The organism is Variovorax sp. GrIS 2.14, assembly GCF_046115955.1.
Classification (GTDB): Bacteria; Pseudomonadota; Gammaproteobacteria; order Burkholderiales; family Burkholderiaceae_C; genus Variovorax.
The window spans coordinates 736,996-762,629 of sequence record NZ_JBJXIA010000001.1; the positions used below are offsets into that span (position 1 = coordinate 736,996).

The 25,634-nt window shown below is 63.6% G+C and carries 18 protein-coding genes, 1 tRNA gene and 1 pseudogene; 12 read left to right on the top strand and 8 right to left on the bottom strand.

The window, feature by feature from the left end:
* The first annotated feature begins 12 nt into the window (after positions 1-12).
* The 7 genes and pseudogenes from rpoC (at position 13) to RCH10_RS03490 (ending at position 10,158) form a co-directional block, all read left to right on the top strand.
* Positions 13-4,242 carry a DNA-directed RNA polymerase subunit beta' gene (gene rpoC, locus RCH10_RS03460; protein WP_323498362.1) on the top strand — a complete coding sequence of 1,410 codons (4,230 nt, stop codon included), beginning with the start codon at positions 13-15 and terminating at the stop codon, positions 4,240-4,242.
* A gap of 101 nt (positions 4,243-4,343) precedes the next feature.
* A complete protein-coding gene (locus RCH10_RS03465) occupies positions 4,344-4,913 on the top strand; it encodes a lema family protein (RefSeq protein WP_409051271.1) in 570 nt (189 codons plus the stop codon).
* A gap of 136 nt (positions 4,914-5,049) precedes the next feature.
* The gene (gene rsmB, locus RCH10_RS03470) at positions 5,050-6,336 is read left to right on the top strand and encodes a 16S rRNA (cytosine(967)-C(5))-methyltransferase RsmB (RefSeq protein WP_409051333.1); all 1,287 of its coding nucleotides are present in this window, start codon (positions 5,050-5,052) and stop codon (positions 6,334-6,336) included.
* Positions 6,287-6,979 (top strand): DUF4390 domain-containing protein, encoded by a 693-nt coding sequence (locus RCH10_RS03475; protein ID WP_409051272.1) that lies wholly within the window; start codon positions 6,287-6,289, stop codon positions 6,977-6,979. Before rsmB ends, RCH10_RS03475 begins: the two co-directional genes overlap by 50 nt.
* A pseudogene (locus RCH10_RS03480) lies at positions 6,976-9,290 on the top strand (ATP-binding protein); the annotation flags it as partial. The gene RCH10_RS03475 and the pseudogene RCH10_RS03480, both read left to right, overlap by 4 nt.
* A gap of 51 nt (positions 9,291-9,341) precedes the next feature.
* Entirely contained in the window at positions 9,342-10,043 is a 702-nt protein-coding gene (locus RCH10_RS03485) for a response regulator (protein ID WP_187053263.1), read from the top strand.
* A gap of 39 nt (positions 10,044-10,082) precedes the next feature.
* Positions 10,083-10,158: transfer RNA gene (locus RCH10_RS03490), tRNA-Phe, on the top strand.
* Positions 10,159-10,226: 68 nt separating this feature from the next.
* Here the strand turns inward: RCH10_RS03490 and RCH10_RS03495 are convergent.
* The gene (locus RCH10_RS03495; protein ID WP_409051273.1) at positions 10,227-10,919 is read right to left on the bottom strand and encodes a Crp/Fnr family transcriptional regulator; all 693 of its coding nucleotides are present in this window, start codon (positions 10,917-10,919) and stop codon (positions 10,227-10,229) included.
* Positions 10,920-11,156: 237 nt separating this feature from the next.
* Here RCH10_RS03495 and RCH10_RS03500 point away from each other — a divergent pair, with 237 nt between their 5' ends.
* Entirely contained in the window at positions 11,157-11,450 is a 294-nt protein-coding gene (locus tag RCH10_RS03500) for a hypothetical protein (RefSeq protein ID WP_409051274.1), read from the top strand.
* Between the two features lie 13 nt (positions 11,451-11,463).
* Here RCH10_RS03500 and RCH10_RS03505 read toward each other — a convergent pair whose 3' ends face one another.
* The 3 genes from RCH10_RS03505 to RCH10_RS03515 form a co-directional block, all read right to left on the bottom strand.
* Positions 11,464-12,621, bottom strand: coding sequence for a phospholipase A (locus tag RCH10_RS03505; protein ID WP_409051275.1), 1,158 nt, complete (start codon positions 12,619-12,621; stop codon positions 11,464-11,466).
* Positions 12,622-12,635: 14 nt separating this feature from the next.
* Positions 12,636-12,992, bottom strand: a complete 357-nt coding sequence (locus tag RCH10_RS03510) for a hypothetical protein (protein WP_409051276.1) — start codon at positions 12,990-12,992, stop codon at positions 12,636-12,638.
* 98 nt (positions 12,993-13,090) lie between these two features.
* Positions 13,091-15,199, bottom strand: a complete 2,109-nt coding sequence (locus RCH10_RS03515; RefSeq protein WP_409051277.1) for an ATP-dependent helicase — start codon at positions 15,197-15,199, stop codon at positions 13,091-13,093.
* A 102-nt stretch (positions 15,200-15,301) separates the two neighbouring features.
* On the opposite strand from RCH10_RS03515, the gene RCH10_RS03520 reads away from it, so the two are divergent.
* Together RCH10_RS03520 and RCH10_RS03525 are read left to right on the top strand one after the other, a co-directional pair.
* Positions 15,302-16,291, top strand: a complete 990-nt coding sequence (locus tag RCH10_RS03520; protein ID WP_409051334.1) for an AEC family transporter — start codon at positions 15,302-15,304, stop codon at positions 16,289-16,291.
* Between the two features lie 47 nt (positions 16,292-16,338).
* Positions 16,339-17,163 carry a hypothetical protein gene (locus RCH10_RS03525; protein ID WP_409051278.1) on the top strand — a complete coding sequence of 275 codons (825 nt, stop codon included), beginning with the start codon at positions 16,339-16,341 and terminating at the stop codon, positions 17,161-17,163.
* Positions 17,164-17,175: 12 nt separating this feature from the next.
* Here the strand turns inward: RCH10_RS03525 and RCH10_RS03530 are convergent, their stop codons facing one another.
* Positions 17,176-17,922, bottom strand: a complete 747-nt coding sequence (locus RCH10_RS03530) for a hypothetical protein (RefSeq protein ID WP_409051279.1) — start codon at positions 17,920-17,922, stop codon at positions 17,176-17,178.
* A 178-nt stretch (positions 17,923-18,100) separates the two neighbouring features.
* The gene (locus RCH10_RS03535) at positions 18,101-18,982 is read right to left on the bottom strand and encodes a hypothetical protein (RefSeq protein ID WP_409051280.1); all 882 of its coding nucleotides are present in this window, start codon (positions 18,980-18,982) and stop codon (positions 18,101-18,103) included.
* A gap of 193 nt (positions 18,983-19,175) precedes the next feature.
* Between RCH10_RS03535 and RCH10_RS03540 the strand changes: the two genes are divergently transcribed.
* Positions 19,176-20,750 carry a serine/threonine protein kinase gene (locus RCH10_RS03540; RefSeq protein ID WP_409051281.1) on the top strand — a complete coding sequence of 525 codons (1,575 nt, stop codon included), beginning with the start codon at positions 19,176-19,178 and terminating at the stop codon, positions 20,748-20,750.
* Positions 20,751-20,800: 50 nt separating this feature from the next.
* The gene (locus tag RCH10_RS03545) at positions 20,801-21,976 is read left to right on the top strand and encodes an OmpA family protein (protein ID WP_409051282.1); all 1,176 of its coding nucleotides are present in this window, start codon (positions 20,801-20,803) and stop codon (positions 21,974-21,976) included.
* Positions 21,977-21,987: 11 nt separating this feature from the next.
* Here RCH10_RS03545 and priA read toward each other — a convergent pair whose 3' ends face one another.
* The gene (gene priA / locus RCH10_RS03550) at positions 21,988-24,117 is read right to left on the bottom strand and encodes a primosomal protein N' (RefSeq protein WP_409051283.1); all 2,130 of its coding nucleotides are present in this window, start codon (positions 24,115-24,117) and stop codon (positions 21,988-21,990) included.
* Between the two features lie 357 nt (positions 24,118-24,474).
* Entirely contained in the window at positions 24,475-25,614 is a 1,140-nt protein-coding gene (gene hemE, locus RCH10_RS03555; protein ID WP_323498377.1) for a uroporphyrinogen decarboxylase, read from the bottom strand.
* Positions 25,615-25,634 lie beyond the last annotated feature (20 nt).

Below are 25,634 nucleotides of genomic sequence, written 5' to 3' on the forward strand. Positions count from 1 at the left end.
GGAAAGAGTCACATGAAGTCACTACTCGACCTGTTCAAGCAATTCACGCCCGATGAGCATTTCGATGCCATCAGCATCCGCATGGCTTCACCCGAGAAGATCCGTTCGTGGTCTTTCGGTGAAGTGAAGAAGCCGGAAACGATCAACTACCGCACGTTCAAGCCCGAGCGCGACGGCCTGTTCTGCGCGAAGATTTTTGGCCCTATCAAGGACTACGAATGCCTTTGCGGCAAGTACAAGCGCCTCAAGCACCGCGGTGTCATCTGCGAGAAGTGCGGCGTTGAAGTCACGCAGACCAAGGTGCGCCGCGAGCGCATGGGTCACATCGATCTGGCCGCACCTTGCGCCCACATCTGGTTCCTGAAGTCGCTGCCATCGCGTCTGGGCCTGGTGCTCGACATGACGCTGCGCGACATCGAACGCGTGCTGTACTTCGAAGCGTACGTGATCACCGACCCCGGCATGACCCCGCTGAAGAAGCGCGAGATCATGTCCGAAGACGACTACGACACCAAGCGCAAGGAATTCGGTGACGAGTTCACTGCCAAGATGGGCGCCGAAGGCATCAAGGATCTGCTCGAAGGCATCGAGCTCGACAGCGAGATCGAACGCCTGCGCGGCGACCTGACCGGTTCCGAAGTCAAGGTCAAGAAGAACTCCAAGCGCCTCAAGGTGCTCGAAGCCTTCCGCAAGTCGGGCATCAAGCCCAACTGGATGGTGCTCGACGTGCTGCCGGTGCTGCCGCCGGACCTGCGTCCGCTGGTGCCGCTCGACGGTGGCCGTTTTGCGACCTCCGACCTGAACGACCTGTATCGCCGCGTCATCAACCGCAACAGCCGCCTGCGCCGTCTGCTGGAATTGAAGGCACCGGAAATCATTGCGCGCAATGAAAAGCGGATGCTGCAGGAAGCCGTCGACTCGCTGCTGGACAACGGTCGTCGCGGCAAGGCCATGACGGGCGCCAACAAGCGTGCACTCAAGTCGCTTGCCGACATGATCAAAGGCAAGAGCGGTCGTTTCCGCCAGAATTTGCTGGGCAAACGGGTCGACTACTCGGGTCGTTCGGTCATTGTGGTGGGCCCGACCCTCAAGCTGCATCAGTGCGGCTTGCCAAAGCTGATGGCGCTCGAACTGTTCAAGCCCTTCATCTTCTCGCGCCTCGAGGCCATGGGCATCGCAACGACGATCAAGGCTGCCAAGAAGGAAGTCGAATCCGGCACGCCGGTGGTTTGGGACATCCTGGAAGAGGTGATCAAAGAGCACCCGATCATGCTGAACCGTGCGCCCACGCTGCACCGGTTGGGCATTCAGGCGTTCGAGCCGATCCTGATCGAAGGCAAGGCGATTCAGCTGCACCCGCTCGTTTGCGCGGCTTTCAATGCCGACTTCGACGGTGACCAGATGGCCGTCCACGTGCCGTTGTCGGTCGAAGCGCAGATGGAAGCCCGCACCTTGATGCTGGCCTCCAACAACGTGCTGTTCCCGGCCAACGGCGAGCCTTCGATCGTGCCGTCGCAAGACGTGGTGCTGGGTCTGTACTACACGACCCGCGACCGCATCAACGGCAAGGGCGAGGGCCTGATCTTCTCCGACATCGGCGAAGTTCAGCGTGCGCTCGACGCCGACGTGGTCGAACTGACCGCCCGCGTGGCGGTGCGCATCACCGAGTACGCCAAGGACAAGGAAACCGGCGAATTCACCGCGTCGACCTCGCTCGTCGACACGACCGTGGGCCGTGCGCTGCTGTCCGAGATTCTGCCGAAGGGCCTGCCGTTCTCGAACATCAACAAGGCGCTGAAGAAGAAAGAAATTTCCAAGCTCATCAACGTCTCGTTCCGCAAGTGCGGCTTGAAAGAGACAGTGGTGTTCGCCGACAAGCTGTTGCAGAACGGTTTCCGTCTCGCCACCAAAGCCGGTATCTCGATCGCCATCGACGACATGCTGGTGCCCGCCGAAAAGCACGGCATCATCGAGCGCTCGGCCAAGGAAGTGAAAGAGATCGAGCAGCAATACGTCTCGGGTCTGGTGACCTCTGGCGAGCGCTATAACAAGGTGGTCGACATCTGGGGCAAGGCGGGCGACGAAGTGTCGAAGGTCATGATGTCCAAGCTCTCGAAAGAGCGCGTCATCGATCGCCATGGCAAGGACGTCGAGCAAGAGTCCTTCAACTCGATCTACATGATGGCCGACTCGGGCGCTCGCGGTTCCGCTGCGCAGATTCGCCAGGTTGCCGGCATGCGCGGTTTGATGGCCAAGCCCGACGGCTCGATCATCGAAACGCCCATCACCGCGAACTTCCGCGAAGGTCTGAACGTGCTGGAGTACTTCATCTCCACCCACGGTGCCCGTAAGGGCCTGGCCGACACGGCATTGAAGACGGCTAACTCGGGCTACCTGACGCGTCGTTTGGTCGACGTGACGCAAGACTTGGTGGTCATCGAGCAGGACTGCGGTACGCACGGTGGTTACCTCATGCGCGCCATCGTCGAAGGCGGTGAAACCATCGAATCGTTGCGGGACCGAATCCTCGGTCGTTCGGCGGCCGAAGACGTGCTGCATCCGGAAAATCGTTCGGTGCTGCTGAAGGCCGGCGAGATGTTCGACGAGGACAACATCGAAGTGCTCGAGGCGCAAGGCGTCGACGAAGTCAAGGTGCGGACCGCGCTCACGTGCGAAACGCGTTTTGGTATCTGCGCCACCTGCTACGGACGAGATCTCGGTCGCGGCGGCCTGATCAACATCGGCGAAGCTGTCGGTGTGATCGCGGCGCAGTCGATCGGCGAACCCGGCACGCAGCTGACGATGCGGACCTTCCACATCGGTGGCGCGGCATCGCGTTCGGCGATCGCTTCCAGCGTTGAGGCCAAGTCGAACGGCACGATCGGTTTCAACGCCACGATGCGCTACGTGACCAACGGCAAGGGCGATCTGGTGGTCATCTCGCGTTCGGGCGAAATCGTGATTCACGACGAGCATGGCCGTGAGCGCGAGCGGCACAAGGTGCCGTACGGCGCCATCCTGGCGGTGAAGGCGGATCAGCAAGTCAAGGCTGGCCATGTGCTCGCCAACTGGGACCCGCTGACGCGCCCGATCATTACGGAGTTCGCCGGCAAGACCCAGTTCGAGAACGTCGAAGAAGGTCTCACGGTTGCCAAGCAGGTCGACGAAGTGACCGGTCTGTCGACCCTGGTCGTGATCGATCCGAAGCGTCGCGGTGCCACCAAGGTGGTTCGTCCTCAGGTCAAGCTGATCGACGGCACGGGCAACGAAGTGAAGATCCCCGGCACCGACCACTCGGTGACGATCGGCTTCCCGATCGGCTCGCTGGTCCAGATCCGCGACGGCCAGGACGTGGGCCCTGGCGAAGTGCTGGCGCGCATTCCGGTCGAAGGTCAGAAGACGCGCGACATCACCGGCGGTCTGCCGCGTGTGGCGGAGCTGTTCGAAGCCCGTTCACCGAAGGACAAGGGCATGCTGGCCGAGATGACCGGTACCGTGTCGTTCGGTAAAGAGACCAAGGGCAAGATTCGCCTGCAGATCACCGATCCCGAAGGCGGCGTCTACGAAGACCTCGTGCCGAAGGAAAAGAACATCCTGGTGCATGAAGGCCAGGTCGTGAACAAGGGCGAAAGCGTGGTCGACGGACCGGCGGACCCGCAGGACATCCTGCGCCTGCTGGGCTCGGAAGAACTCGCGCGCTACATCGTGGACGAAGTGCAGGACGTGTATCGCTTGCAAGGCGTGAAGATCAACGACAAGCACATCGAGGTGATCGTTCGCCAGATGCTGCGCCGGGTCGTTGTCGACAACATCGGCGACACCAACTACATCTCCGGAGAACAGGTCGAACGCAGCGAAATGCTCAACACCAACGACGCCCTGCGCGCCGCTGACAAGATCCCCGCGACGTTCACCAACCTGCTGCTGGGTATCACGAAGGCATCGCTGTCGACCGATTCGTTCATCTCCGCGGCTTCCTTCCAGGAAACCACGCGCGTGCTGACCGAAGCGGCCATCATGGGCAAGCGCGACGAACTGCGCGGCCTGAAGGAAAACGTCATCGTCGGCCGCCTGATTCCCGCAGGCACCGGCATGGCGTACCACCAGGCACGCAAGGTCAAGGACGCCATGGACGAGGCAGAGCGCCGCGCGATCGCCGATTCGGAAGCGGCCGAATTGGCTGGCAATTCGAGCGACGACACTGCGACGGCCGACGCGGGCGAAGGCGCCGCAGCCGAGTAATCGGCCCGACGCGCCACCGCGCGTTAGCATGCCGGCATGACCGGTATCCGACGCCCTCCCTCCGCTTGCGGACGGAGGGCGTTTTTCACTCTGGGCCGGCGATGAGTGCGGCCCCCGATTCATTGGCTTTCTGGATCGGCTGTGCGCTGCTGCTGTTCTGGTTCGTCGGTGCCTACAACCGGATGGTCAGGCTGCGTTCTGCGGCCTTCCAGGCGTATGCGATCCTCGACGCCGCATTGCTGCGGCAACTCGAGTTCGTCCAGGCCAACGCGGCCGTCGGGGCGGAGTCTTTGCTGGCAGCCACCACGCAGCTCACCACACTGCTGGCAGCGACGCGGATGCGCCCGCTCGACCCCGAGCGCATTGACGCGCTCGGGACGGCCCTTAACGTCATGCTGTCGGCATGGCAGCGCCTGCATCCCGACGATGTCGTCAGCTTCGATGCCGAGGGCACGCTGTCGCGACCTGCGCCTCTGAAGGGCGTCGACGAAGCGCCGCCATCACCATTTCCTAGCCGCTTCATTGCATGGCCGGAACCATCGGCTGCAGCGGAGATTGCGCGCGGGCAGTTCAACACGGCCGTTGCGCAATACAACGCTGCCATTCGGCAGTTTCCCCCTGTGCTCATCGCCTGGATCACGCGGTTGCGTCCGGCGGCGCCCTTGCTTTGACGCCTTGGACGTCGCCGCAGCGGCGGCAGCTCGCGCGCCCCGTTACCATGGCGGCAACTTGCCCGATCTCACAGACCCCTCCAGCGGCACTGCGCCGAACCAGCCGCCGCTTTGGCGCCAATTGCAGCTGACAGCGATGGCCCTGGCCGCCATCCGGAGCGGCGTGTCCGGCTCCGTCGCCTTCGAAAATGTGGAGACCGCCATGCGGCCCGGCGTGCAGGCGCTCGGCTTCCAGGTGCTGCGATGGCTCGGGCGCGCCGAGGCGTTGCGTCGGCACCTCGCCAAACGCACGCCACCACCGGCCGCCGACGCGCTGCTTTGCACCGCATTGGCTTTGGCGTGGGACGTTGGCCGTGCGCCGTACGAGCCCTTTACTTTGGTCGATCAAGCCGTCGAGGCCGCCAAGCGCAACCCCGCCACGCGTGCCCAAGCGAGCTTCATCAACGCCTGCTTGCGGCGCTTTCTGCGAGAGCGCGACGAGCTGGTCGAGGTGACGGAACGCGAGCCGGTCGCGCAGTGGAACCATCCGCGCTGGTGGATCGAGCGGCTGCGGCGCGACCATCCGCGCGATTGGCAGCGCGTGCTTACGGCCGACAACCTGCAGGCACCCCTGACGTTGCGGGTCAACGTCCGTAAAATCTCTGTCGCCGACTACTTGGTCGCCCTGACAGCCGATAGTCAGACCGCCAAGGCCGTGGGCACGAGCGGCGTGCAATTGGGCCGTGCGCGACCTGTGCTGCAACTGCCCGGCTTTGCCGAAGGCGAAGTATCGGTTCAGGACGCCGCCGCGCAGCTCGCCGCGCCGCTGCTGCTCGAAGGCTTCGATCTGGCGTCCGGGGCGCGTCTGCGAGTGCTCGACGCCTGCGCCGCGCCCGGCGGCAAGACTGCGCACCTGCTGGAGCTCGACCGTGGACGCGGCCTCGATGTCACCGCGCTCGAAATCGACGCCGCGCGCACTGGCCGTATCCAGGAAACGCTGACGCGGCTCGGATTGCAGGCGAATATCGTCGTGGCCGACGCTGCGCGACCGGAGAATTGGTGGGACGGTACGCCATTCGATGCCATCCTGCTCGACGCGCCTTGCACGGCGTCGGGCATTGTGCGTCGCCATCCGGACGTCCGATGGCTGCGCCGGGAGAGCGACATCGAGCAGCTGGCGGCCCAGCAAGCCCAGCTGCTGGCCGCACTCTGGCCGCTGGTGCGGGCTGGAGGACGTCTTGTCTACTGCACCTGTTCGGTTTTTCGTGAAGAGGGCTCGCACCAGATCGATGCGTTTCTTGCGCACAACACCGACGCCCGATTGCGACCTTCGCCCGGCCATTTGCTACCCCAAAGCGCCGGGATTGCCCATGCCGTCCCGGACAATGCCTTGGGTGAACACGACGGTTTCTTCTACGCCCTGCTCGAAAAGCGCACCGGCTGAGTTGCGCGCTCTGGCAGCGGTCGGTTTGCCGATGCGCCGGCGTCAGATCGTCGCGCTCGCAGCATTGCTTGTCATTGGCACGCTGGCAGGTGTGCCGAAGCCCGCCTTGGCCGACTCGCCTCAAGCCTCCATTACTCAAATGCGGCTGGAGGAGGCCGACGACGGCATCTATTTGACCGCGCAGGTCCAGTTCGAACTGCCCCTGGGCGTCGGTGAGGTGCTCGACAAAGGTATCGCTATCTATTTCGTGGTCGACGCGGAGCTTTATCGTGAGCGTTGGTACTGGGCGGATCGCAAGGTCGGGTCGGCCACGCGCCACATGCGGCTGGCTTACCAGCCACTCAGCCGGCGCTGGCGGCTCAACGTGTCGTCGGTGCCTATCGCGAATGCGGGTTTGGGCGTGTCCTTGAACCAGAACTTCGACAGCCTGCCCGAAGCCCTGGACGCGATCAAACGCGTCGGAAGGCTTCGGCTGGCCGACCGGAGCGAAGTCGGTGATGAGGCGACGCAGCCCGTGCAGTTCAGTTTCAGGCTCGACACCACGCAACTGCCGCGGCCGTTCCAGATCGGCGTGGCGGGGCAGGCCGACTGGAACATCGTGGTCGAACGCAGCGCGCGCCTGGCACTGGAGAAACTGAAGTGAGTAGCGGAAATGGCGGCCCTCGCGGCGGCGCGTCGTCGCCCGCTGCGCGCCGTTCGCGCGCCGTGCGCTGGGCCGTCGGCGTAGGGGTCGCACTGGTTGCGGCCATCGGCCTGGTGCTGATCTTCCTGCTTGCGCAGGCGACCAACAACCGCGCGCTCTACGAGCAGAACTACGCGCGCCTCTTCGGTCTCAACGTCGTGGTCGCGGCGCTGCTGGTGCTGGTGATCGGCTGGGTCGCTTTCAGGCTGTTGCGCCGGTTGCAGCAGGGCAAGTTCGGCAGCCGGTTGCTCATCAAGCTGGCGGCCATCTTCGCGCTCGTTGGCGTCGTACCGGGCGCGCTGGTGTACGTGGTGTCCTATCAATTCGTCGCCAGGTCGATCGAAAGCTGGTTCGACGTCAAGGTAGAGGGCGCGCTCGACGCCGGGCTGAACCTCGGCCGTGCCACGCTCGATTCCTTGTCCGACGAGCTCGCTTCCAAAGCACGCGTCGCCAGCAGCCAACTCGCCGAAGTATCCGATGCGAGCGCCGGCCTGCTGCTCGAGCGTATTCGCGACCAGTTGGGCGCCAGCGACGTGGTGCTCTGGACGGGCACCGGGCAACTGGTCGCCAGTGCTGGCGCCTCGCGCTTTCAGCTCAGTCCCGAGCGACCGACGCAGCAGCAGTTTCGACAGGTACGCGCCGACCGACCGATCGCGCACATCGAAGGGCTGGACGAAGTGCCAGCACCGGGCACCAACGCGCCGCCCGCCGCCACCATTCGTGCCCTGGCGCTGGTCCAGCGACCGGGCTTCGATTTCAATACCGAGCCTCGCTACCTGCAGGTGACGCAACCTCTGCCGCCCGCCGTCGTTGCCAACGCGCTGGCGGTGCAGGAAGCCAACCGCGAATACCAGGAGCGAGCGCTGGCGCGCGAGGGCCTTCGGCGCATGTACATCGGTACGCTCACGCTCAGTCTGTTCCTGGCGGTGTTCGGCGCCGTGCTGCTGGCGGTGCTGTTCGGCACCCAGCTGGCGCGACCATTGCTGGTATTGGCCGACGGCGTGAGGCAGGTCGCAGCTGGCGATCTGCGACCGACCGCAGTGTTGCAAGGCAGGGACGAGCTTGGTGGGCTGACGCGCTCTTTCGCCGTCATGACGCAACAGCTGTCGGACGCCCGCGGCGCGGTCGAAAAGACGATGGGGCAGCTCGACGCCGCGCGGGCCAATCTCCAGACCATTCTCGACAACCTCACCTCGGGCGTGATCGTGTTGGACGCGAGGGGCACGATGCTCTCGATCAACCCCGGCGCCACGCGTGTTCTGCGGGCGCCGCTGGCCGCATTCGAAGGTCGCTTGCTGAGCGAAGTGCCGGGCCTGACCGAGTTTGGGCAAGACGTGCAGCAGCAGTTCGACGACTTCCAGGTCGAGCGCCTGCAGCATGGGCTGGACCATTGGCAGCATGCTTTCGAGTTGCACGCTTCGGGCAACGGCCTGTCGCAGGACGCCATCAATCTCGTGGCGCGGGGGGCGGAGCTGCCGGGCGCCGCTCGGCTTCTGGTGTTCGACGACATCTCCGAAATCGTGTCGGCACAGCGCGCGCAGGCATGGGGCGAGGTGGCGCGGCGGCTGGCACATGAAATCAAGAATCCGTTGACGCCGATTCAGCTGTCGGCAGAGCGGCTGGAGATGAAGTTGTCTGGCAAGGTGGCAGCGCCTGAACAGGCGATCCTCACCAAATCGGTCAAGACCATCGTCGACCAGGTCGACGCGATGAAGCGGCTGGTCAACGAGTTTCGTGACTACGCCCGTCTGCCCGCTGCAGACCTCAAGGCGATCGATCTCAACGCACTCGTCGGCGACGTGCTCCAGCTGTATGGTGCCGAGAACGCGCCTATCGCCGTACTGTCCGAACTCGACCCGCGTTGCCTGCCGATTCGAGGCGATGCACAACAGATTCGGCAGGTGATTCACAACCTTTTACAAAATGCTCAGGACGCGGCGGAAACGGCTGCCCACAGTCTCGGTCGCGTCGGCGAGATCAGCATTCGCACACGCCTTTCCGACTCCGGCCAGCGGGTGCGATTGACGGTGCAGGACAGTGGGCCGGGCTTCGCCGAGAACATCCTGAAAAGAGCGTTTGAACCCTATGTCACGACCAAGACCAAAGGCACCGGTCTCGGGCTCGCGGTGGTCAAGAAAATCGCCGATGAACACGGTGCGCGCATCGAGCTGAGCAACCGCGTGTCCGACGGGGCTGTAGCAGGAGCGCAAGTCTCGTTATCATTCGCGTTGGCAGGCGATCCGCAATAGCGGTCGCTCACACCGAAGACGCAAAGTCTTTCTTTGGCGAGCGGGCCTCATACCGGCGCAGTAAACAAGCATTCATGGCAAATATCCTCGTGGTCGACGACGAGCTGGGCATACGAGACCTGCTCTTCGAAATTCTCAATGACGAAGGCCACAACGTGGAACTCGCAGAGAACGCAGCCGAGGCGCGCGCCGCACGGCTGCGCGCTCGGCCCGATCTCGTGCTGCTCGACATCTGGATGCCGGACACCGATGGCGTCACGCTCTTGAAGGAGTGGTCGACCGCTGGCTTGCTCAGCATGCCGGTCGTGATGATGAGCGGCCACGCGACCATCGACACGGCAGTGGACGCTACCCGCATCGGCGCGTTCGCTTTCCTCGAAAAGCCGATCACGATGCAGAAGCTGCTCAAGGCAGTCGAACAGGGTCTCGCGCGGGAGAGCGCACGTCGGGCTGCAGCGAACGTGGTGCCGGCTGCCGCATCGAGCAGCTTCGCTGCAGCGCTGACCACTGTGAGTGACAGCACGATGGTGCCGCCCCCCCTGCACATCCCGGCTACGGACCCAGGCCCCCAATCGAACCAAAGCTTCGACCTCGACCGCCCATTGCGTGACGCACGCGACGGCTTCGAAAAGGCGTACTTCGAATTTCACCTCGCCATGGAAAACGGTTCCATGACGCGAGTTGCCGAGAAGACCGGCCTTGAACGCACGCACCTCTATCGCAAACTCAAACAACTTGGCGTCGACCTTTCTAGGGGCCGCCGCAGCGCGGTATAATTTGAGGCTGCATTCGAGCTTGCAAGAGCTTGTGTGTATGGCCCGGTAGCTCAGTTGGTAGAGCAGCGGATTGAAAATCCGCGTGTCGGTGGTTCGATTCCGCCCCAGGCCACCAAATTGAAATCAACGGATTGCGCGTCAGCGCAATCCGTTTTTTTATGCGCGCCGCAGTGGCGCGCCGCCTCACCCCATGACAGCTGCGTAAGACCGGCAATCCGCCGCATAGCAAGTGCAGGCAGCGGCTTCCAGGCCTTTGCGATCGAGCACTGTCACGTCACCACGGTGATAGCTGATCAGCCCATCGCGCCGCAATGCGCTCGCTGCAGAAGTGATTCCCACCCTTCGAACGCCGAGCATGTAGGCCAGAAATTCATGCGTGACACGAAAACCGTCCGAGGCTGCTCGGTCCTGGCTCATCAAGAGCCAACGGGCCAATCTTGGTTGCACGGAGTGAAAGCGCACACAGGCGGTCGATACAGCGAGCTGAGCCATCAGCACATGGAGATAACGAAACACCGCGCTTTGCAACGCCGGGCTTTGGCTCAGCTCGGCGCGAAAGGCGCGAGCATTGATCCGCAAGGCCGATCCGGCACCTTGTACCAGCGCGTGCAGAGGCTGCGACGCCACGCCGAGCGCCAGATGCGCACCCAGCATGCCTTCTTGCCCGACCATTCCGACCTCGATGCCTTGGTTCCCATCGATGACAGACACCAGCGAGATAAAGCCCTCGGTCGGAAAGTAAACGTACCGCGTGGACGTTTTGGCTTCGCAAAGGACTTCGGACAGTACCAGCGGGTGCGGTTCGCAGAGTGCGATGAGCCTGGAGCGGGCGGCGCGCGGCAACCGTTCGATCAGTTGATTCGACGAAGTGGGCAAGAAGGCTTTCGGTTGCTGGCGCCTCCGAAAGAGGGAGGAGCCAGCAGTTGCAGGCCGTGTCGAATGCCGTTTCGAAGCGAACGGACAGTATGAGGCCGGTCGATAGGCGCCGCGAAACCGTTTGTCATTGCACGTGCCCTTGTGCTGCAGGCACGTTCGCTTCCGTACAGACCGATTCAACTTGCGGGTCTACAAGAGCAACTCAAGGATGCAACATTCAGACGGAGACTCCAAGCCATGAACGACGATGATTTTGCCGCGGACTATTCCGTCGATGATGCGATGGGCACCACGACGGTGCCGCACATGCAATCGAGCAGTGTCAGCGCGTCGTTCGATGCATGGGTGCAGCTGACCGAGGCTTTTGCCGAGCAGATGCGCTTGCTCGAAACCGGGGCTGCATCTGCGCGTCCCGAGGCCATTCGCCTCGGACATTTGCTGGAGCAGATCAATCAGGAACTGCATGTCGACAAACAGTTGGGGTTGCCGGGCCGCATCGACCCGACCTGGAGCTCAGCGCCCGCGCCGTAACGCTAGGGTTGCGCTAGAAGTCGACCAGGCTCAGGCCGATGCTCAGCACAGTGCGTTTGCGGTTGTAGTCGACCAGCGTATCGCCGTACCCATGGAACAGCTGCGTATGAAAGCGCAGGTTGCTCTTGGTCGGATCGCCGATGGCCTTGAGCCACTCGAAGCGCACCGACCCGCGGCCACTGTCGCGCAGGTTGTTACGCACCGTGACGCCGAGCGTGTTGTCGCGATTCAAGTTCCAGCGGCCGGTAATCTCGGCGCGACCGACAAAGTTCTCGATATCCGGGTTGTCGTCGCTCTGGGCGCTCTCGTTGATGCGCTTCCAGATGCGGCCGGTGACGGTAAAGCGGTCATCCAATTCCATGCCGCCCATCAGGTACGTACGGTTCCAGCTGCGCGACAGCGGCAGGCTTTGGCCGTTCGAGTTGTGTACCAGACCGAGGCCGGCATAGCGCCATCTCCACCCCCCTGGTAACGCGAAGTCGGTGGGGTAGACGTACATCAGCTCAGGCTCATGGTCGGTGGTGCGAAAGGGGCGCGACAACGCGCTGTTGAAAATCTGCCAGGTCGATTGCTGCGAGTAGCCGAACCAGAGCGAATCCTTTTTTTGTGGATCGTTTTGCGTCAGCAGGCCTTGCGCCAGTTTGGTTCTGATCGAGACGCCGATACGCATCTCGTTGGCCTGATACGCGGTCGCGGTGCCGGTGTGACCTTCGGCCGGTGACGTCGGAATTTCCGGCTTGTCGCTGGCCGCTGAAAACGAGACATTGATCGGGCGATAGCCACGGAACACGAAGGTGCCGCAGTCGCTGCCGTTCTCCAACTCCCAGAAGCGCGACAGCTCGGAATATTGGCGGTCGCGGCAACCTTCTTCGGTGCTGACCGACACCACGCGGGTTGCCGGTATGGACGCATCGACGGGGGTGGCCGGCTGTGTCGTGGCCAGCACGGGCGGCGCGGTCGGTACCGACGTCGGTGGCAGAGTCTGCTGCTGAGCCCAACGGTCGTAGCACGCGAGCCGTGCGTCGTTGCTCGCCCCCAGCGCGCTGCACTGCTGCCAGGTGAGTTGCGCGCTGGCGAGTTGGCTCGGTGGCTTGTCCGCAGCTTGCGCCTTTGCGCCTGCGAAGCCAAATAGGGCCAGCAGCGCGGCGAGCGTACGAATGTTTGAAGTCATTGCTGTCCTTGCGATCATCGATATGTGCCGGTCTTGTGGAGCGCGAACGGATGTGTGCTCTCGTCGGCGACGTTGCGCCACGTCCCCCTGAATTCCTCGCCACAAGAGCCGGGCTGCAGCGTGCCGACCCACACGCCGCTGATGCTGCGCCCGTCTTGCGATTCGTCGATTGCAAGCTGACCTTCGGCGTCGATGTCACCTGCAAGTTGCGCTACCGAGCGCAAAGCAGCGTCGCCACTTCGGGCGCCATCGCGCGTGATCGTGCCGCGCACACCGTCGTAGTCCGGGTGCTTGCCGAGCGTGACGATGGCTATCGCGGGCGCATCGTCGAAGCGGACTTGCCAGGTGCCGTAGAGCATTTCGGTCGACATGTCGCTCGCACTTGCAGGACACGTGCCTGATCCGCTATCTGCCATAGCGGTCGTTGAGGCGATGCAGCCTGACAGCAACAAGGTGGCAGCCAAAGCTCTCATGGCGCCGCGGCGGCGGCTGCTGCAGCGGCTGCGCTGTCCAGTGCCTTGCGCGCGAACTCGGCACGCAGGGCCTTGAGCTTCTCGCGCGGGTCTTCCTTGGCGGTGGTCTTGTCGAGCGCCATTTCAGCGATGAAGCGGCTCGGAATGCCGGCGATCATCTCGCGGCCTTTCTTGCGCTTCTTGGTCCAGCTCACGGCCAGCGTGCGTTGTGCACGCGTGATGCCGACGTACATCAGCCGGCGCTCTTCCTGCAGCCGCTCCAACGTGCTTTCGCTGATCTTTTCCTGCTTGCCGTTGTCGTCGTCGAGCTTGAAGGGCAGCAGCCCTTCGGTCACGCCGACGAGCATGACGTGCGGCCACTCCAGACCCTTGGAGGCATGCAGCGTCGACAGCGTGACGACGTTCTGGTCCTTCTCGCGTTCGCTGATGGTCGAGAGCAAAGAGATGGTCTGCGCCACTTCGAGGAGGCTCTTGCGTTCGCTCTCGACCGTCGCGCCCGACGCATCGTCGATCTCGCCGCCAGCGCGGGCCGACATCCAGTCGCAGAACTCCAGCACGTTGGTCCACCGTGCAGCCGCGACCTGCTCGCTGTCTTCACCGTCGTACAAGTGCTTCTCGTAGTCGATCTCTTTCAGCCACTCGGTCATGAAAGCGCGCGAATCTGCGGCGCCCATGGTGCGGCGCGCCTTGTATTCGAGGTCGTTGATGTAGCGGCCGAACTCGTGCAACTGCTCATGCGCGCGCTTGGCCATGACGCTGGGTAACGACGGGCTGAACAGCGCCTCGAACAAGCTCAGCTTGTACTGGCTCGCGAAGGTGCCCAGGCTGGCCAGCGTCGTGTGGCCGATGCCGCGCTTGGGCGTCGTCACTGCGCGCAGAAACGCCGGATCGTCGTCGTTGTTGACCCACAACCGGAACCAGCCGCACAGATCCTTGATCTCGGCCCGATCGAAGAAGCTCTGCCCGCCCGATACCTTGTAGGGAATGTTGGCTTTGCGCAGCGCTTGCTCGAAAACGCGTGCCTGATGGTTGGCGCGATACAGCACCGCGAAGTTGCGCCATTCCAAGTGCTGCGTGCCGGTAGAGCTTTGCGTGATGGTTTCGCCGGCGCGCAGGCTCTGGATCCGCGCCACTGCGCGTTCGGCTTCATGCGCCTCGCTGTCGGCATCGACCACGCGCACCGGTTCGCCTTCGCCCAGTTCGCTGAACAGCGTTTTCGGGAACAGCTTCGGATTCGGCGCGATCACGTTATTGGCCGCACGCAGGATGCCGGATGTGCTGCGGTAGTTTTGTTCGAGCTTCACGACCTTGAGCGTCGGATAGTCGATCGGCAGCTTTTTCAGGTTGTCGAGCGTCGCGCCGCGCCAGCCGTAGATCGACTGGTCGTCGTCACCTACCGCGGTAAAGCGCCCGCCCGCGCCGACGAGCGCCTTCAGCACTTCGTACTGCGTCGCGTTGGTGTCCTGGTATTCGTCGACCAGCACATGGCCCAGCGTGGCTTGCCACTTGGCGCGCACATCGGCGTGTTGCTGCAGCAGCTTGAGCGGCATACCGATCAGGTCGTCGAAGTCGACACTCTGGTAGGCCGACAACCGCTCTTCGTAGCGGCCCATCACTTTGGCGGTGATGCGCTCGTTGTCGTCCGCCGCGATGGCCTCGGCCTGAGCCGCATTGAGGCCCATGTTCTTCCACTTGCTGATGGTCCACTGCCAGATGCGCGCGGTCGCGGCATCGGTGGTGCCGCCGGCATCTTTGAGGATCTTGGTGACGTCGTCGCTGTCGAGGATGCTGAAGGCGGGCTTCAGGCCGAGCACTGCGCCGTCTTCCCGCATCATGCGAACGCCCAGCGCATGGAAGGTGCAGATCACGACCTTCTTTGCGTCTCGCCCGATCAACCCTTTGGCGCGTTCGCGCATTTCGGTAGCGGCCTTGTTCGTAAAGGTGATGGCCGCGATGCGGTTCGGCGCCATGCCGGTTTCGATGAGCCGTCCGATCTTGTGCGTGATGACCCGGGTCTTGCCGGAGCCGGCACCGGCCAGCACCAGGCACGGCCCGTGCAGATAGTTGACCGCTTCCTGTTGCGCGAGATTGAGACCGGATGACATGGGGGCAGGGTACTTAGCGGGTCGGCCAGCGGGGCTGTGAGCGCAAAGCGATGAATGATACGGGCCACCAGCAGCGGCACCGGCAGCCCCGACAATCGCCGCGTGCTGCAGATTTTTCTTGTCACCTTTCCGTTCTTCGCGCTGATCGCAGCTGGCTATGCGGCAGCCCGTGGTCGGGTGCTGCCGCTGGACGCCATTCCGGGCCTCAACACCTTCGTTCTTTACTTCGCGTTGCCGTGCATGCTGTTTCGCTTCGGCGCCCGCACGCCTATCGCCCAGTTGCTCGACGGCAGCGTTGCGCTGGTGTGGGGCGTGTGTGCGCTGATCGTGGTCGGTGCCGTGGTGTGCGGTACGCGGAGCGCACGCATCGGATGGAACGACGCGGCCTTCGGAGCGCTTGTAGCGGCTTTTCCCAACACCGGGTTCATGGGTGTGCCATTGCTGGCTGCGTTGCTCGGGCCGCAGGTGGCGGGGCCGGTCATCATCACGATCGCCTTCGATACGTTGGTGACGTCGTCCGTGTGCATCGCATTGTCGCGACTCGACGGCGCCGACGACCACGGTGCGGCCAAAGCGGTCCGTCAGGCGATGCGCGGCATGTCGGTCAATCCGCTGCCGTGGTCCATCCTGCTCGGCGCGTTGGTGTCTGCGGTGCAACTAAAATTGCCCGCGCCCATTGCGGACACGATTGCGATGCTGGCCGATGCCGCCTCGCCTGCGGCGCTGTTCACTATCGGCGCGGTGCTGGCGCGCTCGGCTTTGTTGAGCCGCGGTCACGCCCTGCAGTTTCCCGAAGCGCCGCACCACGGCCTGTCGCGCATTGGTGATGTGCTCCCTGTGGTCATCGTCAAACTGGTGGTGCATCCGCTGCTGGTCTATGCGGTGGCACGCGGAGCGATGGCGCTGGGTTTGCCCATCAGCCCGATGGCTCTGGCGGCGATCGTGCTGGTCGCGGCCTTGCCGAGCGCCAGCAATGTGGCAATGTTGGCTGAGCGCTTCGGCGCAGACAACGGGCGTATTGCGCGGATCATTCTGTGGACCACGGTGGCGGCGTTCTTCAGCTTTCCGCTCGCGGTCGCATGGATTCGCTGACATCCTGTTCGTTGGGTCTGGACACCGATTGACCGGCACTCGAAGTGGTGGACCGCGACACCGGCCAATCGCTTCCGGTCTATGCGAGCGGCGGTGAGCGCTATGTGCCTGGCCGGCCGGGTGCGCGATACGGGCTTCGCATTCGCAACTTGCGACGCGAGCGCGTGCTTGTCGTGATGGCGGTCGACGGAGTCAACGTTCTGACGGGGCAGACCGCGGGCTGGCAGCAGAACGGTTATGTGCTCGACCCGCTCGACGCAGGCCAGATCGATGGCTGGCGTAAGACAGACCGCGAGATCGCCGCCTTCGAGTTCACCGCACAGGCGCAGTCTTATGCGGCGCGGACGGGCCGGCCGCTCGACGTGGGCGTGATCGGCATTGCGGTGTTTCGTGAGCGGGTGTCCGTGGCGGCACCGATGCCGGTGGCACCCCGGCAGGCACTGCGGCGTGACTTCAGCGATCAAGGCGCGGCGCAGAACGAGCGCAGCGAGTCGGATGGCCGCAGCGAGCGACGTGAGCGAAGTGTGCGAGAGGCACCTGCGCCGTCGGCATCGCCCGCACCGGAAACGCGTGGCGAAGCCAAAGCCTCTGCCGGGCCGTCCGGCCCATCCGGCGAATTCAGCGCAGACAGCACAGCCAAGCTAGACACAGGGCATGGGCAACGCGAAGAATCGGTGGTGGGGCACACGCGGTTCGAGCGGGCTGCAAGCGCGCCCGAAGCAGTCATCGCCGTGCGATACGACAGCCGTGCAAATCTGGTGCGTATGGGTGTGTTGCCGGCCGACGTCGATGTGCCGGACCGGCCTCGCCCTTTCCCGGCCAATCCACGCAACCCGCAGTACGGCTTTGTACCGGACCCGGCCCACTGGTAACTGCTGGCACCGCTAAGGCGTTAACACGCCGAGCTTGTAAGGGTCGGCATCGCTCAACGCCTCGCACTTCGAAACGTCGCGGCCCTGCGAGCCATCGCAGTAATAGGTGTTGTAAACGCGGCCGAAGAGCGTCGGAGTCGAACTGAACAGCAGACCATGGTCAGGCTGCCAATTTTCGCGTGGCGCCGATGGGGCTGTGGACGAGACCGTAGCGGGAGATGCGACGTTGGTTGCAGACAGTGCGCCCCTCGGCGAGTCGGAGGTCGACACTGGCAGTGTCGCGGGCCTCGACGAGGAAACGGCGGTGAACTCCGCCAGCGTTTTCTGTGCTTCGTCGCCGCGCCAACGGCTTTGCAACTCACTGGGATTGGGCCGCATCGCGACCGGAATCAGCAAGCCGTTGACCTGTATCCCGCGGCCGAAGCGATGCTCCTTGCCGGCCAGAAACGCGTAGGCGCAGGCGGCATAACACTGGCCGCGTGCTTCGGTGTTGACGCCGCTGGCCCGGATAGCCTTGGCATAAATCTCGGCTGCCTCCGCGGTGCCACCGAACGAGTCTTCGAAGACGACAACGCGAACTTTTCCGGTGTCGAGGTGCTCGATGAATGCTTTGGTGGCACTGCCGTCGAGCATGCCGCTGACGCGCAGGCGCGGACCTTCAAGTTCCAGCTCCGCCGCCGACGCAGGCAATGCAGTGCTGGCAACGGCAAAGGTGGCGAGGGCACCGAGGACACTCAACAAGGCTGACAGCGTTTTCACTGCGTTCTCCGGTAGTCGACACATCAGACACCTACCTGCTTACGGTTTGCTGAGCAGGGTCAAGGCATCGCTTCATTTTGCAGACTATTTGATCGCCAGGGCGACCCGCCATTCGCGCTGCGTCGCCCGCATAGTCTTGCTCTCTATGCCCGCCTCCTTGCCGCTCCGTGCCTCTGGCCTATTGCCTGGCAATCAGTCGGCGGTACTCGCTCCTCTTCATCGCGACGTAGTCGTCCTTGGGCATCTCGTGCAGCTGCAATGCGTATTGCTCTGTGGCATCGAACCAGGCCGCGGTACGCTGGTCCTGCTGCTGCGGCGAGGGCGCATCGAGATAGGCGTCGATCGCGAGGTAGTAGCGCATGGTGTTGCGTTCGACCACGCCGCGCACGCCGCCGATGTAATCCGGCTCGCCTTTGCCGTTCTTGCCTGTGACGGTGAAACCTACCTTGTCACTTCCGATGGTGCCCAGGTAGACCTGCATCGCGATCTTGGCCGCCGGGCCATAGCCATACGAATAGCCGAGGTGAATGAAGGTCGTGCTGGCGTCGATAGGCGTTGCCTCGAGCACGATGCGGTAGTCTCGCGTCGACATCGGCCCGCTCGCGGCATTCAGATTGACGTCGAGGTAATCCGCTGTCGCGGCCTTGAGCGAGTAAACGAAATTGACTTGTGAGGCGTCGGCCACAGGCTGATCGAACTTGCGCCCGACGGCGACATTGAGCGTCGGGCTGGCGCCGCTTCCCTGCACGCCGCAGTATTTGGTATTGAGATGCAGCATGAGCACACCGCACCAGGTGGCCGGCAGCTTGAAGGCGCTGGCGACATCGGCATACGGATGGTCCACCACCGCATAGATATTGCCGCTCAGCTTGCCCGAGCCTTCCTCGGACTGAAGCACCAACTTGCGATGAAACGGATTGCTGGCGAGGGCCGGCGCCATCGTCTTGTATTGCGCTCGCAAGCCCTCGGCGCTCGAGTCTTCCTGAGCATGGGCCAACCAAGGCGCCAAGGAAATCATCAAAGGCATGACCCAGCGCAGCAGGCGTCTCGGCATTGGCATCGACTGATTTTTCATCGCCAGAGATTAGGGCGCGAGCGCCTCTCGCGGCGTAGGAAGAACGGACAAAAAATAAAGTCGACAAGGTCGGGCGGGACGTCTGCAGCGGTTCACATTCAAACTTGAATGTGTCGAATCGTGTAGCTATTTGGTATTCATGACACTGTTAGAGTGCCTCCCAAAACAGGGGGGTTCAATGACGTCGACGCGGCATCGCATCGAGGAAAACGGCGCGGGCGCGGGCGCGGCTGCATTGGCTGAGAGCACGAAGCCGTTCGAATACGAGATCACGGGTCTGATCGCCGAAGGCGACTTCGGCATCGTCTACCTCGCCTTCGATCCTTCTTCAAGAGAGCGCATTGCCATCAGGGAATACCTGCCGGCTGCGCTGGCTGCTCGGTCGGCTGCATCGCCCGCGGTGGTCGTCAAGTCGGAGCGGCATGTCGACCTTTATCAGTCGGGGTTGCGCAGCTTCATCAACGAAGCCCGGACGCTCGCGCGCTTCGATCATCCGGCCGTCGTCAAGGTGCTGCGTTGGTGGGAGGCCAATGGCACGGCATACATGGCCATGCCGTACTACGAAGGCCCGACGCTGGCGCAGTGGCTCGCCGATCTCGGTCACGCTCCGGACGAAAAGCAGCTGCTCGATCTGCTGCACCCGTTGCTTGACGGGCTTTCCGCGATGCACGCGGTGCGTTGCCTGCACCGCGACGTAGCGCCCGAAAAAATCATCGTCTCGCGCAGTGGCCCGGTGTTGCTCGACCTTGGCGCGGCACGCCGCGTTATCGGCAACATCGCGCAGACACCCAATGCTGCGCGCCAGCTCGGCTTTGCATCCATTGAGCAATACGGCGAGGCGCCGTCGATGAAGCAAGGCCCCTGGACCGATCTGTATGCACTGGCGGGCGTGGTGTACGCAGCGATCACCGGCGAGCGGCCGATGGCCGCGATCGAGCGTTTGATGGAAGACCGGTTGGTGCCGATTTCAGAGCGGGCCAAAGGCCGGTACGGCATGCCGTTTCTCGCCGCAATCGACAACGCATTGACGCTGCGACCGCAAGACCGAACGCAAACGGCTGAAGCGTTCTGGGCGCAACTGAATGGCCGTGAAACCGAAACGCCATCGACGAACTCCGGTAGCGCATCGGATAACAACGGGACGTACCCGACCTACCCGGCCCCGCTCGAGCCGGTCGAGCAAGGCGCATGGCAGTCGACTGCTGAGAAGCGGCTCGATCTGAGTGAGATGGACCCACTCTGGTCGAGCGGCGCCGCGCTCTCCGCCACATCGCGTGGCGGAGTCCGGCGGCAGGGCAGTGCACGTTACTTCGTGGTCGCAGCGCTTTGCGTCGCACTGGTCGCTGCCGTCATCGGCGGCGCGATGTTCCAGGCGCGCCATGCCGACGCTGAAGCACGCTCTGCACTCGGGCAGAAGCAGGCGTTGAAGTTGAGGCAGATGCGCGAGGCGGTCACGCGCACTCACACGGAGGTCTCGCCGCTTCCTGGACTTCCCGCCGAGGCCGCACCACCTGCGCCGTCCGCAATGACCGGGTTGGCCACGGAGTCAAAGGCGTCGACATTGCCGGAGCCCATGGTGATTTCTTCAATGGCGTCGACCGCATCGGCCAAAGCAAAAGCGGCGGCCGCCAGCGCAACCGCCCATCCAACCGGCGCCTCTCGCAGTAGATGCAGCGAGCTTCTTCAATCCGCTTCGCTCGGACCACTTCGAGCCGGCGATACCTCTCTTCTTAAAAGCGAATGTCGACCATGACTTTTTCCGTATCCGTGCTCTCCTTTTCTCGGCTGCATGGGCTTAGAGCAGTGTCCTTGTCCGTAGCCTTGATGCTCGGCTTGACCATTGCAGGCTGTGCCAGCACCGAGTCGGCACCGACGACTGCAGCGCAACGTGTCGACCAGGCCGTCGCGCAGGTCACCGACGCGCTGGTGTCACAAACGCAATCGTTGTCGGGCATGTTGGACACAGGTCGCCGCGGTGTGGTGCTTGATCCGATGATCGATGCGAACAGCGGGCAGCAGACCGTATCGACGCAGCTGCTGCAAAGCCGTGTTTCGGATCGCATCCGGTCGAAGCACGCATCGCTTGAGCTGCTGCCGTTTCAACGCGCCAACCTCGACAAGGCCGCTTATCTTTTGACGGGCACGCTCACACGTCAGCGGCAGACCGGCAAGTCACGCGGCGCACTACAGATCAACCTCGCGTTGACCGATTTGCGCAAGGGCATGGTGGTCGCGCAATCGTCGGCCGTGTTGCGCGACGACGAGCTCGACAACACGCCGCTGGCTTTCGAACAAGACAGCCCGGTGCTGCCCAAAGACCAGCTCATCGAAGGCTATGCGCGCACCACCGTCACGCCGGCCGGGCAGCCTGCCGACGCGTATTACATGCAACGCTTGCCGGTGGCGCCGATCGTGAGCGAGGCCGGCACCGCCTACAACGCGGGCCGCTATCAAGACGCACTGAATCAATACAACCTGGCCAATGCGACACCCGCTGGTGAGCAACTTCGGGTGCTGAGCGGGATATACCTTGCATCGGTCAAGCTCGATCGCGCCGCCGAAGCCGACAAGGCGTTTGGGAACATCGTCGCTTTCGGCATCGCCAACAAGCAACTCGGGGTGAAGTTTCTTTTCAACCCCGGCACCACCGTGTTCTGGTCCGATCCCAAGGTCAGCGGTTCCTACGGTCTGTGGCTCGCGCGCATCGCGCAGGTCAGTACGCAAGCGAACGTCTGCATGGACATCGTCGGCCACACCAGTCGCACCGGCGCGGAGTCGCTGAACGATGCGCTGTCGCTGCAAAGAGCCGGCTACATCCGCCAGCGGCTGACAGGCGTCTCTGGCGTGCTGGGCGACCGCACGCGCGCGGCCGGCATGGGCTTTCGGGAGAACCTCATCGGCAGCGGAACGGACAACGCGGTCGATGCGCTGGACCGCCGTGTCGAGTTCAAGATCGTCGGCTGCGACCGCGCCGGCTGATCCGAAACCAGTCAGATCTGCTGCGGGTCGACATCGACCAGCCAGCGGATCACGCCTTTGCCCTCGGCGCTGCGCCGCACGGTCTGCAACAGCGGCTGCCACGCCGCCAACAGGCGTTGCAACGCGGCTCGCGAGCCGCTCTCTATCAGCATCTGCGCGCGCTCCACGTTGGCGACCCGCTGGATCGCGAGCGGCACCGCCGGGTAGCGGGTCACGTGTTCGGCGCCAGGTAACCCATCGGCCGCCGTGCTCGCGGCAGTCAAAAAGGCCTGCGCCGACTCCTGCGTCCGCGCGTCGGCACGCAACAGCGCCTGGAACGCGAAAGGCGGCATGCCGGCGGCGCGGCGTTGCTCGAGTTCCGACGCAGCGAACGCCGCGTAGTCATGCCGGCGCAGGGCTGCAAACAACGGGTGCTGCGGGTGCGAGGTCTGCAGCCACATCTCGGCGCGGCTGCCTTGCGCCGCGAGGTAGGCGGCATCGCGCCCTGCGCGTCCTGCCGACTGCATCAGCAATCCGAACAGACGCTCGGGTGCCCTGAAGTCGCTGGAAAACAAGGCGCCGTCGGGGTTCACCGCGGCAACCAAAGTGATTCGGCGAAAGTCGTGGCCCTTGGCGATCATCTGCGTGCCGACCAGCACGTCGACCTCGCCGGAATGCACGGCCGCCAGTTGCGATTCGAGCGCGCCTTCCTTGCGTGTGCTGTCGGCGTCGATTCGCGCGATGCGAACGGCGCTGCCATCCGGTCGCTTCACATCGGCGAAGAGCTCTGCCAGATGTTCCTCCAGCCTTTCGGTGCCGCGCCCCACCGGCGCGATGTCAGGGTTGCCGCAGGCCGGGCATGCGCGCGGCACTCGCTCGGTAAAGCCGCAATGGTGGCAACGCAGGGTGCGGTCGATCTTGTGGAACACGCGGTATGCGCTGCAGTGGGGGCACTCGCTTTTCCAGCCGCAATCGCCGCAGGCCAGCACCGGCGCGTAGCCGCGGCGGTTCAGGAACACCATGCTCTGCTCGCCACGCGCGATGCGTTCGCCGATGGCGGCGAGCAGCGCGCCCGACAGCACCGTTTTCGGCGGCTGCAGGTTCATGTCGACCAGCCGAACCGTGGGCAGTTCGCCGGCGCCTGCACCGGCCCCACCGTCGCTGCTGCCTCTGCTTGCGGCGCCGATGCGCGACGGCATCGCCAGCCGGACATAGCGGCCCCCCGCGTCGTCGCCCTCCGCGGGACGGCTCTGATGCCAGCTTTCGAAGGACGGCGTGGCCGAGCCGAGGATGACCTTGGCGCCTTCACGCTGGCCGCGCCACACGGCCAGATCGCGTGCCGAATAACGCGCGCCTTCCTGCTGCTTGTAGCTCGGGTCGTGTTCTTCGTCGACCACGATGAGCTTCAGCCCCGGCATCGACGCGAACACCGCCATCCGCGTGCCGAGCACGATGCGCGCCGTGCCGCTGTGCGCCGCCAGCCAGCTCGCGAGGCGCTGCGGGTTGGTCATGCCGCTGTGCAGCGACACGACGGCGTCGGCGCCAAAGCGTGTCTTGAAGCGAGCTTCGAGCTGCGGCGTGAGGTTGATCTCCGGCACCATGACCAGCGCCTGCGCTGCGGCATTGCGTACCAGCAGCTCGGCGACCGCGCGCAGATAGACCTCGGTCTTGCCGCTGCCAGTGCTGCCGAACAGCAGGAACGGGCCGGCCTCCGCATCGAATCGTGTCAGCGCAGTCTGCTGCTCGGAACTGAGCGCCACCGCGCTCTCGGCGCTTTCCGACAGCACATCGACCCGGCCAGACACCTTGCGCTTGAGCCGCCGCGCAAGTTGCGCCGTGCTCAGATCGCGCAACTGCGGCGGCAGCGCTGCCAGCGCCACTTCACCCAGCGAGCGCTGGTAGTAGCGCGCCGAGAACGCCACGAGATCGCGCCACGCATCGCCCAACGGCGCAAGGGCATCCAATGCGGCACCCACGGGTTTGAGCGTCAGCTGCGGGTCCGGCAGCGCTTCGCCCCATACCACGCCGAGCACCTCGCGTGAACCAAAAGGCACACGGACCAGGGTGCCTGCGACGAGCGGCACGGAGCTTGCGTAAGTCAAAAGTTCTCCCAGCGCACTGTGAGCCGGGGTCTGCACCGCCACCTCAACGTGCCAGTTCATGGCCGCCTCCGGTACGGGTGTTTCTTAAAGCGAAGTTGAACAAGACGGGTTAAGTCGTTGATTTCCTTGCCCTTTGCAGATCATCCAGAGTTTGTGTGGATAACTTTGTTGATATCCTTGCCTGAGACGCCGCAGAGCCCCGCAAATCAAGGGCTTTGCTGGAATGCCCACAAAAAAAGCAAATCTGGAAATCCATATAAATCAATGACTTAGGAGCGCTATCGCTTTGGTAGCAGGGAATACTTCACGGGTGCTGTTTTTGCGCACCGCAGCAAGACTTTTGTGCATAAGTCAATCGGCGCTCGTGGTTTTTAAGGGTTGACAAGTGTGAACTGGCTTGGTCGGCCTTACAGCCGCTCACAGTTCTTTCGAATTCTTCAGGGAACTGCGCGCCATGCGCGAGTGCGAATGAACCGCATCGACCAACGCAGAAACGTGCTCCGGCGGCGTGAACTGGCTGATGCCGTGACCCAGGTTGAAGATGTGCGTCGGGCCGGTTGTCGTGCGGTCAGTGTGCGGCACGCCAAAGCTGTTCAGCACCTTCACGACCTCTGCCTCGATCTGCGCCGGCGGCGCGAACAGCACGTTCGGATCGATGTTGCCTTGAAGCGCCTTGGCCCCTTGGCCTTCACCCGCCAGCGCGCGCGCTTTGCCGAGGTTCACCGTCCAGTCGAGCCCCAGCACTTCGCAATCGAGCGACCGCATGGCCTCCAGCCACGGGCCTCCGCCCTTTGTGAAGACGATTCGCGGCACCGGCGTGCCGTCGACACCGTTGCGCCGCAGCTTGGCAAGCACCCGCGCGGTGTAGGCGAGGCTGAATTCCTGAAAGGCGCCGTCGGCCAGCACGCCCCCCCAACTGTCGAACACCATCACGGCTTGCGCGCCGGCTTCGATCTGGGCGTTGAGGTAAGCGGCGACGGCGTCGGCATTGACCGCGAGCAGTTTGTGCATGAGGTCGGGGCGACCGTAGAGCATGCTTTTGACCATCCGATAGTCGCTGCTGCCTGCGCCCTCGACCATGTAGCAGGCGAGCGTCCACGGGCTCCCTGAAAAGCCGATCAACGGCACGCGTCCATCGAGCGCACGGCGAATCGACGTCACGGCGTCGAACACGTACCTGAGCTTTTCCATGTCCGGTACCTCGAGTGCGGCGATCGAGGCTTCGTCACGCAGCGGTCGGGCAAAGCGCGGGCCTTCGCCTGCTTCGAAAGACAAGCCAAGGCCCATCGCGTCGGGCACGGTCAGGATGTCCGAGAACAGGATCGCGGCGTCGAGCGGGTAGCGGGCCAGCGGCTGAAGCGTTACTTCGGTTGCATAGTCGACGTTGGTCGCAAGCCCCATGAAGCTGCCGGCGCGTGCGCGGGTGGCGACGTATTCGGGCAGATAACGGCCGGCCTGGCGCATCAGCCAGACGGGCGTGTGGTCGGTGGCCTGACGCCAGCAGGCGCGCAAAAACGTGTCGTTTTGAAGAGGTGCGAAGGTGGAGGCGGAGGGCATCGTGGGATTGTCGCAGGGGC